Source organism: uncultured Brevundimonas sp. (genome assembly GCF_963977465.1).
GTDB lineage: Bacteria > Pseudomonadota > Alphaproteobacteria > Caulobacterales > Caulobacteraceae > Brevundimonas.
On the sequence record NZ_CAXBOQ010000002.1, the window covers coordinates 162,756 to 175,260 of the forward strand.

Consider the following 12,505-nt stretch of genomic DNA (forward strand, 5'->3'; position numbering starts at 1 on the left):
CCATGGCTGGTTTCTTCTATGTTCTCGATACGGACGCACGAATTCTGTTCGTCGACGACGATCCGATCCTGCGCGAATTCGCCGAGGTAAATCTGGCATCCCCCCACGCCGCGATCGACACGGTTGCCGATGGCATTGAGGCGCTGGAGCGCCTGGCGATGACCCGGTACGACCTGTTGCTTGTCGATCTGGAGATGCCGCGACTGGACGGGTTTGGCCTGCTGGAGCGTCTGCGTGCCGATCCGGCTACCGCCCATCTGCCGGTCATCGTCCAGACCGGCCGAGAGGATGTCGAAGCGATCGACCGCGCCTTTCATCTGGGCGCGACATCTTTCGTGACCAAGCCGCTGAACTGGCGGCTGCTGACCTACCAGATGCGGTTCGTGCTGCGCAGCAGCCAGGCCGAACATCGCCTGCGTCAGGCCCCGGCAACAGAGGCGGCATGACGGGTTTCGCCGCCATTCTTCGCAACATACATCGCTCTCTCGGGGCGCTGAAACGCGACGATCGCGGCATTATTGCGCTCAAATTCGCCCTGGTCGTACCGGCGGTGGCCCTGCTGGCCATCGGTGCAATCGATCTGATGGCCGTCAATGCCACCCGTGACCGGCTGCAGAGTGTCGCGGATAGTGCGGCGTTGGCCGGAGCCCCGTCGCTGAGCCTGGCTTTGGACGGGTCCGCCGCCCGCGCACGCGCCTCAAACTTCTTTCAGGCGCAGATGTCCCAATGGCAGAACGCGCCGTCGGTCGAACCGACCTATACGGTCATCGACCAGGGTGGTCAGCGCGCGATCCGGGTTGTGGTCAAAGGTCATCGCGCCTCGTTCTTCGGCAGTATGCTGCCGCCGGGGGGCTGGAATTTCATCGCCCAGGCGACGGCGTCGACGGCGGGTCTGGTGCCGTTGTGCGTGCTTGTCACCGGTGGTAGCGCCGACAAGGGTCTCAAGCTGTCAGATGCCCCTCGCATGACTGCGCAGGGCTGTATGGTGCATTCGAACCAGAACATCGAAGTCCTCGGAGGTTCGATTGCTGCCGCCAAGGTTCAGGCCGTCGGCTCGGCGGTCGGTGTGATCAGCCCCAAGCCCGGCACTGGAGCTGCCGGGGTCCCGGATCCCTTTGCAACGCTGAACCTGAGTACCAATCGACCTTGCGACGTCAATGTCGCTGTCGGTGGTCTCCTCGGCCTTCAGTTGGGCGGCAGCAACGGGCTGGGCCTTAGTCTGCTGTCCGGGGTGACCCGACTGCCCCCCGGCGTCCACTGCGGGGCCATGTTGTTCAGTGGCACGTCCGAACTGATCCTCGAGCCGGGAGAACACTGGTTCAGGGGCAGTGTGCTGACCGTCGGCGGCAATGCAAAAATGACCGGCCGGGATGTCGTGATGTTTTTCGATACAACGTCGCGTTTTGACTTCACCGGCCAGGCAAGGATCAATCTATCAGGTCGGGAAACCGGCCCCTACGCCGGTATCGTCATGGGTGCGACGCGCGACAATGTCCTGAATTTCAATATCAATGCCGACAATGTCGAGGCCCTTCTCGGGGTCATGTACATCCCTGAGGCACGCCTCATCATCGGCGGTTCTGCGGATGTGGCCCGCGACAGCGCCTGGACGGTGATCGTCGCCAAATACCTGCAGCTGCAGGGGTCTCCGGTCCTGTACATCAACGCCAACTACAACAATTCCAGTATTCCGGTGCCTACCGGCGTAGGGCCGAATACCGGCGTACATCTTGTCGACTGAGATCCACGGGAACCATGACGATGGCGAAGCAGGCGAAACAGTTGAAGTCCGGACCCGGAGCGACGGCCGAGGCGATGGTAGCAGACACGATCATGCCGCCCGAGCGGCGCGGCAAGGAGCGTCGCAAGCCGGGTAATCGCATAAATCGACATGCTCCACGGCGATCCCTGATGAAGCTGATCGGGGCCTATGCCCTGGTGGTATCCGGCGGGGTATTCGCGCTCATTCTGCTGGCGGATCAGATGCTGGATCTGGGTTCGACGCTGGTCGGCCTCAGCTTTGTCGGGGCCCTGATCGGCGTGTCGATCCTGGTCCTGGCGCTGGGCGCGCTGGAAGAGCGTCTGATCGAGATTCGCCTCGAACTGATGATGCTGAACGGGGGCATGCGACAGGGCGAGCGCCGCGCGGGCGAGCGTCGTTCTGGAGATCGCAGCGGCGGACCCGAAAACCGCCGAGGCTGAACCGGTCGCCGCGACCTTTTAGCGGGAACCGAGAGGTGTAGGGTCGACCAAGACAGGACGGCTTTCGGCGTCCATGCTGGAAGCCAGCCCGCAGTCGACCCGGATATCGTGCCCCATGGCCTCGTTCTATGATCGTCACATCCTGCCGCATGTGATTGGCTGTGCCTGCGGGGCCGGGCCGATCCGGCACCAGCGGGCCAAGGTCGTGCCCCATGCCCGGGGACGGGTGCTGGAACTGGGCATCGGCGGGGGCCTGAACCTCGCCTTCTACGACCCGTCGCGCGTCGACAGCGTGACCGGCGTTGATCCTTCGGAGGGCCTGCGGCGCAAGGCCCTGAACGCGCCGCGCCCGGATGGCCTGAGGGTCGAGGTGCTGGGCGGTGAGGCCGAGGCCCTGCCGTTCGAGAATTCTGACTTCGATACGGTGGTCTGCACCTTCACCTTGTGTTCGGTGCGCTCGACCGAAGCCACCCTGGCCGAGGCCCGGCGCGTGCTGCGGCCGGAGGGCCGGTTGCTGTATGCCGAACACGGGCTGTCGCCGGACCCGCAGGTGGCGCGCTGGCAGCGGCGGATCGAACCCGTCTGGAAGCCTCTGGCCGGCGGTTGCCACCTGACCCGCCCGGTTTCGGCGACGATCGCGGCCTCGGGCTTTGAACTGATCGACCCGGCGTGCATGTATCTGCCCAACACGCCCCGGGTTCTGGGGTGGAGCGAATGGGGCGAGGCCCGCCGTGGCTGAGGCGTGGCCGGCCCCGTGATCAAGGAGACGGCCGTGACGACCAACCCTGACGACCAGCCGAATATCGCCCAGGTCGAATACTGGAATGCGACCGTCGGTGAGACCTGGGCCCGGTTCCAGGACCAGCTGGACCGTCAGCTTGCGCCGCTGGGTCTGGAAGCGATGAAAGCCCTCGCGGTGAGCCCGGGTGAAAACCTGATCGATATCGGTTGCGGCTGCGGACACACATCGCTCGAGCTGGCCCGCCGTGTGGGGCCGCAGGGGGCGGTCGTCGGAGTCGATATTTCGCAGCCCATGCTGGAGGTCGCGCGTCGCCGGGCCGGGGCGATGCCGGAGTTGACGGTCAGCTTCCGGGAGGCGGACGTGCAGACGGCCGAGCTGGGGGCCTCGGTGTTTGATGCGGCCTTCTCGCGCTTCGGCGTGATGTTCTTCAGTGATCCGGCGGCGGCGTTCGCCAATATGGGTCGCAGTTTGCGGTCCGGTGGGCGGCTGGCCTTTGTGTGCTGGCGGCCCTTTGCCGACAACCCGTGGATGGGAGCCCCGCTGGCGGCGGCCCTGCCGTTCATTCCGGCACCGGCCCCGGTCGACCCGCTGGCCCCGGGGCCGTTCGCCTTTGCCGACGCCGACCGGGTTCGGACGATCCTGACCGAGGCGGGGTTCACGGACATCGACATCCGGCCGCATGAGACGCGGATTGGTGGCGGGGACGTCGATCAGGCCCTGCGGCTGGCCCTGCGCGTTGGTCCGCTCGGCTCTGTGCTGCGCGAGGACCCGTCCCTGGCCGGGCAGGTCACTGACGCAGTACGCCGGGTGCTGGAGGATCACCTGACCCCGGACGGCGTGCTGATGCCGGCCGCTGTATGGATCGTCACCGCCCGGCGGCCCTGACGGACATCGTCACCACGGTGGTGTCGGCAGGCCCTTCGAGCTCAGGAACTCCGCATTGAACAGCTTGGACGCATAGCGCGAGCCGGGATCGCACAGGCAGGTGACGATGGTCTTGCCCGGCCCGAGGTCGCGGGCCAGCCGCATGGCACCGACCAGGTTGACCCCTGAGGATCCGCCCAGCGACAGGCCCTCCTCGCGCACCAGATCGAACAGGACCGGCAGGAACTCGGCATCCTCGATGCGATAGGCATCGTCGGGGGTGAAGCCTTCGAGGTTGCCGGTGATACGGGCCACGCCGATGCCTTCGGTGATCGACGAGCCTTCGCCGCTCATCTCGCCCTTGGTGAACCAGTTGAACATCGCCGCGCCCGCCGGATCGGCCAGGGCGATGCGGATCGACGGGTCACGCTCCTTCAGGAAGGCCCCGACCCCGGCGATGGTGCCGCCCGAGCCGACGGCGCTGACGAAGGCGTCTATGCGACCGCCGGTCTGTTCCCAGATCTCGGGGCCGGTGCCGGTGTAGTGGGCGTCGCGGTTGGCGGTGTTGTCGAACTGGTTGGCCCAGATGGCCCCGTTCGGGTTGTCGCCGTTCAGCTGTTCGGCCAGACGGCCCGAGGTATGGACGAAATGATTGGGGCTGGAGAAGGGGGCGGCGTCGACCTCGACCAGCCGGGCCCCGAGCGCCCGGATCGCCTGTTTCTTCTCGTCCGACTGGGTGCGGGGCATGACGATGACCACCGGATGGCCCAGCGCCGCCCCGACCAGGGCGAGACCGATGCCGGTGTTGCCGGCCGTGCCCTCGACGATGGTGCCGCCGGGTCGCAGCGCGCCCGAGGCCCGGGCCGTCCGCACGATCGACAGGGCCGCCCGATCCTTGATCGACTGGCCCGGATTGAGGAACTCGGCCTTGCCGAGGATTTCGCAGCCGGTTTCTTCCGACAGGCGGTTGAGGCGGATCAGCGGCGTATTGCCGATCAGATCGATGATGGAGCGGGTTACGGACACGGCAAGGCCTTTCGGAGCGCCGGTCGGGGGAGCGAGCCGGCATTTCCCAAGGTGGGGAGTGCGGGCGGTTCTGTCGACTCTGGCGAGCCGGGGCCGGTTTCCGCTATAGGGTGATCCCGTCTGATGTCGGCCCGCCGCCCCGGCGACTGTTTCAACGCGGAGGCTGAAATGACGACAGAATCCCCCGTATCGCCGGCCGTGCGCGTCGTCGCCCTGTATCGTTTCGCGGCGATCGACGACTGTGCGGCGGTGCAGACCCGCCTCACGCAGCTGTGCCCGGCCGGGGTGCGCGGCACCCTGTTGATCGCGCCGGAGGGTCTGAACGGCACGATCGCGGGACCGGACAGGGCGATCGCCACCGTGCTCGACGGGATTCGCGACCTGCCCGGATTTGCCGATCTGGACGTCAAGGAATCGACGGCGGCGACCATGCCGTTCCACCGGCTCAAGATCCGCATCAAGACCGAGATCGTGACCATGGGCCGGACCGATCTGGACCCGGTGTGCAATGCGGGTCTCTATGTCGCGCCTGCCGACTGGAACCGCCTGATCGCCGATCCGGATACGGTCGTGATCGATACCCGCAATGACTATGAGGGCGCGATCGGGGCTTTTGCCGGGGCGATCCAGCCCAATACCCGGACCTTCCGCGATTTCCCGGACTGGTTCGAGCGGGAAGGGCGGGCCCTGCTAGACCGGCCGACCCCGCCCAAGGTGGCGATGTACTGCACCGGCGGCATCCGCTGCGAGAAGGCGACAGCGTTTCTCAGGGCCGAGGGCGTCGACAATGTGCACCACCTTGAGGGCGGCATCCTGAGATACCTCGAGACCGTGCCGGAGGCCGACAGCCTGTGGCAGGGCGAGTGTTTCGTGTTCGACGAGCGGGTCGCGATCGGCCATGGACTGGAGCCGGGCAGCCACACCCTGTGCCGGGGCTGCCGAATGCCGCTGAGCCCGGCGGATCGAGCCGCTCCCGGCTACGTCGAAGGGGTCTGCTGTGAACGCTGTCATGCAACCCGAACCGCGGAACAGCGAGCCGGCTATGCCGAGCGGCAGCGTCAGATGGAGATTGCGGCGCACCTGGGTATCGACCATGTCGGGGCGGTGCTCGACGGGTCGGACGGTCTATCCCGGAGCCCTTGAATCAGGCTCTACTGCCGTGGCGCTAGCGTGGTGGGGGCTTCCTGTAACCCGATCTTAACCACGAATGTGGCGCTATCGGCGGTGTAATTTCCAGGGGGTGTCCGCGTGGCGGTCAATCAGGCGCTGTTGCGCGAGGCGCAGGCGACGGGACCGACCAGGGTGCCTGTCGCGCGGCCGCGACTGCCGTCGGCCGAGGCGGTGTTTCCCTATCTTCAGAAAATTGATGACGCGGGCTGGTACTCCAATTTCGGCCCGCTTCTGACCGAGTTCGAGGCCCGTCTGGCCGGGCGGTTCCCCGCCGGGACCGAGGTGGTCACCGTCACCAATGCGACCCAGGCCCTCACCCTGACCCTGATGGCGATGGACCTGCCCGTAGGCGGCTATGTGGTGATGCCGGCCTGGACCTTTGTGGCGACGGCGCATGCGGTGGTGCAGGCCGGGCTGCGGCCGTGGTTCGCCGACGTCGACCCCGACAGCTGGATGCTGCGGCCCGAAGCCGTCACCGGCCTGACCGCCGATGTTCGCGAACAGGTGGTCGCGGTGCTCCCGGTTTCAGCCTTTGGCGCGCCCGCCGACCTCGCGGCGTGGCGGGCATTCCGTGACGAGACCGGCGTGCCGGTGCTGGTCGACGCGGCCGCCGCCTTTGATACCCTCGATGACGCGGCGTTGCCGGCCGTGGTCAGCCTGCACGCGACCAAGGTTCTCGGCATCGGCGAGGGTGGATTTCTGGCGACCCGGGACGCCGCGCTTGCGCTCAAGGTTCGTCAACTCACCACCTTCGGCTTCCAGGATAGCCGCGAAAGCCAGGTGGCGGCGACCAATGCAAAGCTGTCGGAATATGCGGCGGCGGTGGGGCTCGCCGGCCTTGATGCCTGGCCAGCGGACCGGTTTCGCTTTCTGCGCGCGGCCCAGCATCTACGCATCAGCCTTATTGGCCAGCCGGAGGTTCGCTTTCAGGACGGCTGGGGTTCGGACTGGGCGACGAGCGTTTGTACGGTCGGCCTTCCCGAAGGGGCGGCGGGGCCTGTCGCTGAGGCCCTGCATCGGCAAGGTGTCGATACCCGTCAGTGGTGGGGCCTCGGTTGCCACATGAGTCCGGCTTTCACCGGCTGCGCGCGCGGCGATCTGCGGTACACGGACCGTCTGGCGGGATCCGTCATAGGCCTGCCTTTCTCGATCGATCTAGACGCCGCCGAGACGGCCCGGATTGCGAACGCGCTGCAGCAGGCGCTGGCCAGCCTCTAGATGCAGGACCTGGCGGGCAAGACAGTTCTGATTACCGGGGCTTCGGGAACAGTCGGCACAGCATGCGCGGACCTGCTGCTCGCCAAGGGGGCCCGGCTGGTGCTGACCGATCGGGTCGGACCGTCGTCGCATCTGACCGCCCATGCCGATGTTCAATTCCAGCAAATCGATGTGACAGATCGCGCTGCCGTGGATGCCGCCTATGAAGCCGCGCTCGGGCGCTTCGGGCGTATCGACGCCGCCGTGCTGGCCGCGGGTGTTGAAGGTCCGGTGGCGCTGGTCGAGGAAATTTCCGAAGATGACATCGACCACGTCCTCGCCGTCAATGTGAAGGGCTGCCTGTTCTGGATGCAGGCCTGTCTGCGCGACATGAAGCCGAGGGGGGCGGGCAGTATCGTGGCCCTGTCCTCGATTTCCGGCGTCGTCGGCAGTGCGTCGCTGGGGGCCTATACGCTGAGCAAACATGCGGTGGTCGGTCTGGTCCGGGCGGCCGCCCTCGAGGCCGGGGGAGACGGCGTGCGGGTCAATGCCCTGTGCCCCGGGCCGATCGACTCCGACATGATGCGGCGACTGGACAAGGCCCTGTCCGACCGGGATCCGCAACGGGCTCGCGGGCAGGCGGACGCGGCCAAGGCCATGCCGCTGCAGCGCTATGTATCCGCTCTGGAGGTGGCGCGGATGGCGGCCTTTCTGTGCAGCGATGACTCCGGGTCGTGCCATGGGGCGACCTATATGGTCGACGGCGGCTTTACTGCCCGGTGATGCGTGAGTGTGATCGTCCCGCCAGATGCAGAGCCGATCGCGCCCGTCGGCGGTTTCTTCGAAGACCACGAGCCTGACGTCGCGCCGGGCAGCACCAGCGTGCTTGAGGCCTGGACCGGGGAGCGTGCCTGGGCGGCCTTTGTGAATGCCCGCTCGGCCTTCGCCGCCCTGGTGGCGACTTTGCCCGGGGCAACGGTGTGGCTGCCAGCTTTTGTCTGTTGTGATCTGGTCGACCGGTCCTTTCGCGAGCGGGTGCGCTTCTATTCGGTGGCGGAGGGTTTCGAGCCGGACATTGCCGGCGTCGAGGCCGGGATGGCGGCTGGTGACCTGGTGCTGGTTGTGGCGTATTTCGGCCAACCGGTGGGGCCTGCGGTGCAGGATTTCGCCCGTCGGCGGCCCGATCTGCACATCGTCGAGGATCGCGCCCAGGCCTTGGCCGCTGGTCCAGCGTTCGACCGCAGCTGGACCCTGTACAGCCCGCGAAAGCTGCTGGGTGTCGCGGATGGCGGCTTGCTGGTCGCGCCTGCCGGGACATCGGTGGTACCGCAGCCGACCACGTCCCCCGACAGCGAGGCACTGTGGCGGGCACCCCTTCTGCGGCGCGCCGATCCGCCGGGCCGGGACAATGCTGTCTGGTACGCCGCCAACCAGAGCAAGGAGGCGGCGATGGCGGTCACTTCCCAAGCGATGACGGCGCGCAGCCTTGCGATCCTGTCGCGCACTTCGCTCGTCAGCCTCACGGAACCGAGGCTCGTCAACTGGCGTGTCCTCGACCGGACGCTGCGCCAATGGTCGGCCCTGCCGGCCGATTTGCCAGTTCCTCCGCTCGGCTATGTGCTGCGCCTGGAGCCCGACGCGCGCGACACGCTCCTACGCGGCCTGCATGCGGACCGGATATTCGCCGCTGTTCACTGGCCCGAAATCGCGGCCCCGGAGGGGGAGTTCCCGCGCGAAACGCAGTGGACGCGCGAGCTGGTCACCCTGCCGTGCGATCATCGATACGGAGCGGCCGATATGGAGCGGATCGCACGCCGGGCCGTGGAGCTGCTGGGATGAGCCACCCCTATGCCGGTGAAGCCTATGCCCGCAGTCTCGCCCATATCGGTGCGCCGTTCGCGGTTCCGGAATGGGGCGGACATGTGCTGGCTCGGGCCACGCCCTGCGGGACCCGTGAGGATGCGGTCGGTCCCTATCCCCTGACCGTGCTGGGCTGCGACGCGGATATCGCGGCCGGTCTGACGCGGCTGAAGGCGGCCGATCTGGTCTCTGTCGTTCTGGTGCTGGATGACCGGTTGCGACCGGCGATGACGGTCCTTGAGAGTGCCCCGGTCACCGTTCGGCAGTTCAAGCCGCACTATGTCCACGATCGCAGCCTCGGCCCGGTCAGCTATGGCAAGCACCATCGCTATGAGTTGCGACGTGCCCTGGCCCGGACTGAGGTGTCCGAGATTTCGCTGGCCGATCACCTGCCGGACTGGGAACGGCTGTATGGCGCGCTTATGGCGCGTCACGGGCTGGGTGGGTTGCACGGCTTTCCGCCGGTCCATCACGAGACCCTGGCCGGACTGGCGAGCCTGCGCACGTTCGGGGCCTTCATCGACGGGCGGTTGGTCTCGGCCCATCTGTTCGTTACCCACGACGGCCATGCGATGAGCCATCTGGCTGCGTCGGCCGCCGAGGGTTATCAGTCCGGTGCGGCCTATGCGGTGAATGATCTGGCGCTGACCGAGCTGACCGACTGCGCAGTGATCAATTTCGGCGGTGGCGCGGGGATGGGCGACGACCCGGCCGACGGCCTGGTGCGCTTCAAGAAGGGGTTTTCCAACAGCGTCGAACCCTCCTACCTTTTCACGGCCATCCTGGACGGTGATGCCTATACGGCGCTGAGCGCCGGTAGCGCCGACTCAGGTTTCTTTCCGGCCTATCGCGGACCACGACCACAGGAGCGCTCCGATGAACATCAAGGGTAAGATCGTCACGTTGCGCGCTATCGAGGCGGCGGACCTGCCGGCGCTGCACCAGTGGGGTAACGACCCCGACCTCTGGAACATGTTGGGCGGCTGGCATTTTCCGACGTCGCTGCATCAGACGCAGCGGTGGTTCGAGGGGCTGGCGAGTGATCTGCTGAATCAGCGTTTCGCTATCGACGTTCCGGGCACCGGTCTGGTCGGGACCGCCAACCTCGTCGACATCGACTGGAAAAACAACAACGCCTTCCACGGGATGATGATCGGCGACCCGTCGATGCGCGGGAAGGGCGTCGGGGTCGACGTGATCATGGCCACCATGCGCTACGCCTTTGACGAGCTGCATCTGAAGCGGCTGGACGGGTCAATGATCGCCTACAATGAGGCGTCGGTGGGCGTGTACACCGGCAAATGCGGCTGGCAGGTCGAGGGCCGCCAGCGCGACTGGTATTTCCGCGGTGGCCGCTACTGGGACCGGATCGTCGTCGGCGTCACCAGCGACGACTATCGCGCCCTGGTGGCGGCGAACGGCTACTGGGAGTCGTGAGTGTGACGACGGGTTGGACGCAGCTGGGCGTCATCTTCGCGCCCGACGGTTCAATGGACTGGTCGCGAACCCATGCCCAGGCTCCCGCTGCCGTGCTGATGGATGACCGGATCCGCGTCTATTTCGGCACCCGCAACGCCGAGAACCGCAGCCGCACCGGCTTCATCGAGGTCGATCGAGCCGACCCCACCCGCCTGCTCCATGTCCACGACCGGCCGGTGATGGATCTGGGCAAGCCGGGGACCCATGACGAGGACGGGGTGATCGCCAGCCAGGTGATCACCGTCGGCGACGCGCTGTGGATGTACTACGGCGGGGTCAGCCGTGGCGACAGTGTGCCTTACCGGATGTCGATCGGCCTGGCGCGAAGCCGGGACGGCGGGCTGACCTTCGAGCGCGCCTTCGACGGCCCCGTCGTCGATCGCACCCCGGACGAGCCCTATATGACCATGGCCCCGAACATCCTCATCGAAGATGGGGTCTGGACCATGTGGTACGGCTCCGGCACCGGCTGGGTCGAGATCGACGGCAAGTTCGAACCGACCTATCAGATCAAGCTGGCGCATTCGGATGACGGCCTGCGCTGGCGGCAGACGAACCACGCCTGCATTCCCAAGCTGGATACCCTGGAGGCCAATACCCGCCCGTCGGTGCTGCGCACGCCCGACGGAGGCTATGAGATGTGGTTCTCCTACCGGAACAGCCGCGCCTATCGCGACGGCGCGGGCTCCTACCGGATCGGTTACGCAACCTCGACCGACGGTCGGGACTGGACGCGCCAGCCGGACCCCGAAGGCCTGCAACCCAGCGGTGAGGGCTGGAACGCGGCGACCATGTCCTATCCCAGCGTCATCGCCGCCGACGGCCGCAAGATCATGTTCCACAACGGCGACGGCTTCGGGAAATCCGGTATCGGCTGCGCGATCATGGAGACCGCATGACCATTCTCGTCTTCCCGTCTGCTCTCGAGGCCGCCGCGAAATTCGCCGGGGAAGCCGGACAATGGGGTCGCCGTGTGGTCGGAGCCTCGTCGCTGGATGTCGATCCAAACGCCGCCGCGTTCGACGCCTGGGCCAGGCTGCCGTTCATTGGCGCACCGGACTTCTTCGACGCGCTGGAAGCGCTGGTTGAGCGGGAGCAGATCACCGACCTGTTCACGCCGCATGCGCCGACTTTCCACCTGCTGGAGCAGGCGCTGCCGACGCGGTTGCCCGGTCTGAAGCTGATGGGGCCGGGGCCGTTCCGGCGCCAGATGGACCGGGTGACCGATGCCCTTGCGGAGGGCCGGGCCGGGCTGGCGAAGGCTTCGGACTATGCCGGGGCACCGTCGTCCCTGCCGGCCGAGTTCATCGCCGGGCTGCTGGCCCAGGTGGAGACCATCCATGGTGAGTGTTCACGCGACAAGATCCTGGCGATCTGCGGCGTGGTGCCGTCGGCCCCGAAGGGCGACATCGTCGAGATCGGGGCCCTGTTCGGCAAGAGCAGCTATGTGCTGAACCGGGTCGGCAGTTATGGCGGTGTCGGGGCGACCCTGTGCGTGGACCCCTGGAACCTGGGCCTGTCGGTGCAGACGGATGCGCCGACCCATATTCAGGAGGCCTCCAGCGGCTGGGACTGGGATGTCGTCTATGCCGGCTTTCTGGTCAGCATGCTGGGCTGCGCGACCGGCGACTTCAACTATCTGCGGATGACCTCCGAGGACGCTCACGGTGAGTATGTGCGGGACCGGACCGTCACCTCACCGGAGTTCGGTACGACGCCAACAGCGGGAGCCATTGCCGTCCTGCATCTGGACGGCAACCACGACGAGGCGGCGGTGGCGCAGGACTTCGCCCTGTGGGGGCCGCTGGTTGTGCCCGGCGGATGGGTCATCTTCGACGACTACAACTGGCCGCACGGGGACGGGCCCCGCAAGGTCGCCGACCGCGCCATTGCCGCCTATGGCTCCCGGGTGCAGCGGAGCTTCGTCGCCGGGGGGGCGATGTTCGTCAACCTGACGCCCTGAGC

Annotated in this window: 14 protein-coding genes; 13 read left to right on the top strand and 1 reads right to left on the bottom strand. The window is 66.7% G+C overall.

The window, feature by feature from the left end; all coding sequences use genetic code 11:
• Window positions 1-2: 2 nt before the first annotated feature.
• The 5 genes from AAC067_RS04680 (at window position 3) to AAC067_RS04700 (ending at window position 3,829) form a co-directional block, all read left to right on the top strand.
• On the top strand, window positions 3-446 hold the full coding sequence (locus tag AAC067_RS04680; RefSeq protein WP_339930070.1) for a response regulator: 444 nt from the start codon (window positions 3-5) through the stop codon (window positions 444-446).
• On the top strand, window positions 443-1,741 hold the full coding sequence (locus AAC067_RS04685) for a TadE/TadG family type IV pilus assembly protein (RefSeq protein WP_339930072.1): 1,299 nt from the start codon (window positions 443-445) through the stop codon (window positions 1,739-1,741). The genes AAC067_RS04680 and AAC067_RS04685 overlap by 4 nt, the downstream gene beginning before the upstream one ends.
• A gap of 20 nt (window positions 1,742-1,761) precedes the next feature.
• The gene (locus AAC067_RS04690) at window positions 1,762-2,202 is read left to right on the top strand and encodes a hypothetical protein (protein WP_339930074.1); all 441 of its coding nucleotides are present in this window, start codon (window positions 1,762-1,764) and stop codon (window positions 2,200-2,202) included.
• 115 nt (window positions 2,203-2,317) lie between these two features.
• Window positions 2,318-2,941: a class I SAM-dependent methyltransferase gene (locus tag AAC067_RS04695; RefSeq protein ID WP_339930076.1), complete on the top strand. Its 624-nt coding sequence runs from the start codon at window positions 2,318-2,320 to the stop codon at window positions 2,939-2,941.
• 33 nt (window positions 2,942-2,974) lie between these two features.
• Window positions 2,975-3,829 (top strand): methyltransferase domain-containing protein, encoded by an 855-nt coding sequence (locus AAC067_RS04700; RefSeq protein WP_339930078.1) that lies wholly within the window; start codon window positions 2,975-2,977, stop codon window positions 3,827-3,829.
• Window positions 3,830-3,838: 9 nt separating this feature from the next.
• Here the strand turns inward: AAC067_RS04700 and AAC067_RS04705 are convergent, their stop codons facing one another.
• Complete coding sequence (locus tag AAC067_RS04705; protein ID WP_339930080.1) at window positions 3,839-4,834, bottom strand: cysteine synthase A; 996 nt, start codon at window positions 4,832-4,834, stop codon at window positions 3,839-3,841.
• A gap of 168 nt (window positions 4,835-5,002) precedes the next feature.
• Here AAC067_RS04705 and AAC067_RS04710 point away from each other — a divergent pair, with 168 nt between their 5' ends.
• The 8 genes from AAC067_RS04710 to AAC067_RS04745 all read left to right on the top strand — a co-directional run bounded on the left by AAC067_RS04710 (window position 5,003) and on the right by AAC067_RS04745 (window position 12,503).
• Entirely contained in the window at window positions 5,003-5,977 is a 975-nt protein-coding gene (locus AAC067_RS04710) for a rhodanese-related sulfurtransferase (protein ID WP_339930082.1), read from the top strand.
• A gap of 105 nt (window positions 5,978-6,082) precedes the next feature.
• A complete protein-coding gene (locus tag AAC067_RS04715; RefSeq protein WP_339930084.1) occupies window positions 6,083-7,222 on the top strand; it encodes a DegT/DnrJ/EryC1/StrS family aminotransferase in 1,140 nt (379 codons plus the stop codon).
• Entirely contained in the window at window positions 7,223-7,984 is a 762-nt protein-coding gene (locus tag AAC067_RS04720) for an SDR family NAD(P)-dependent oxidoreductase (RefSeq protein WP_339930086.1), read from the top strand. It begins immediately after the preceding gene.
• Window positions 7,985-7,987: 3 nt separating this feature from the next.
• Entirely contained in the window at window positions 7,988-9,040 is a 1,053-nt protein-coding gene (locus AAC067_RS04725; protein WP_339930088.1) for a hypothetical protein, read from the top strand.
• A complete protein-coding gene (locus tag AAC067_RS04730) occupies window positions 9,037-9,954 on the top strand; it encodes a hypothetical protein (RefSeq protein WP_339930090.1) in 918 nt (305 codons plus the stop codon). The genes AAC067_RS04725 and AAC067_RS04730 overlap by 4 nt, the downstream gene beginning before the upstream one ends.
• Window positions 9,938-10,498, top strand: a complete 561-nt coding sequence (locus AAC067_RS04735; RefSeq protein ID WP_339930092.1) for a GNAT family protein — start codon at window positions 9,938-9,940, stop codon at window positions 10,496-10,498. The genes AAC067_RS04730 and AAC067_RS04735 overlap by 17 nt, the downstream gene beginning before the upstream one ends.
• Window positions 10,499-10,500: 2 nt before the next feature.
• Complete coding sequence (locus tag AAC067_RS04740) at window positions 10,501-11,439, top strand: hypothetical protein (RefSeq protein ID WP_339930094.1); 939 nt, start codon at window positions 10,501-10,503, stop codon at window positions 11,437-11,439.
• Window positions 11,436-12,503, top strand: coding sequence for a class I SAM-dependent methyltransferase (locus AAC067_RS04745; protein ID WP_339930096.1), 1,068 nt, complete (start codon window positions 11,436-11,438; stop codon window positions 12,501-12,503). Before AAC067_RS04740 ends, AAC067_RS04745 begins: the two co-directional genes overlap by 4 nt.
• The last annotated feature ends 2 nt before the right edge of the window (window positions 12,504-12,505 follow it).

Excerpts from the sequence above, each read along its gene's own strand:
- AAC067_RS04690 (WP_339930074.1), top strand. The coding sequence starts at position 1,762 with ATGGCGAAGCAGGCGAAACAGTTGAAGTCCGGACCCGGAGCGACGGCC.
- AAC067_RS04730 (WP_339930090.1), top strand. The coding sequence starts at position 9,037 with ATGAGCCACCCCTATGCCGGTGAAGCCTATGCCCGCAGTCTCGCCCAT.
- AAC067_RS04685 (WP_339930072.1), top strand. The coding sequence starts at position 443 with ATGACGGGTTTCGCCGCCATTCTTCGCAACATACATCGCTCTCTCGGG.
- AAC067_RS04720 (WP_339930086.1), top strand. The coding sequence starts at position 7,223 with ATGCAGGACCTGGCGGGCAAGACAGTTCTGATTACCGGGGCTTCGGGA.
- AAC067_RS04735 (WP_339930092.1), top strand. The coding sequence starts at position 9,938 with ATGAACATCAAGGGTAAGATCGTCACGTTGCGCGCTATCGAGGCGGCG.
- AAC067_RS04710 (WP_339930082.1), top strand. The coding sequence starts at position 5,003 with ATGACGACAGAATCCCCCGTATCGCCGGCCGTGCGCGTCGTCGCCCTG.
- AAC067_RS04695 (WP_339930076.1), top strand. The coding sequence starts at position 2,318 with ATGGCCTCGTTCTATGATCGTCACATCCTGCCGCATGTGATTGGCTGT.
- AAC067_RS04680 (WP_339930070.1), top strand. The coding sequence starts at position 3 with ATGGCTGGTTTCTTCTATGTTCTCGATACGGACGCACGAATTCTGTTC.
- AAC067_RS04745 (WP_339930096.1), top strand. The coding sequence starts at position 11,436 with ATGACCATTCTCGTCTTCCCGTCTGCTCTCGAGGCCGCCGCGAAATTC.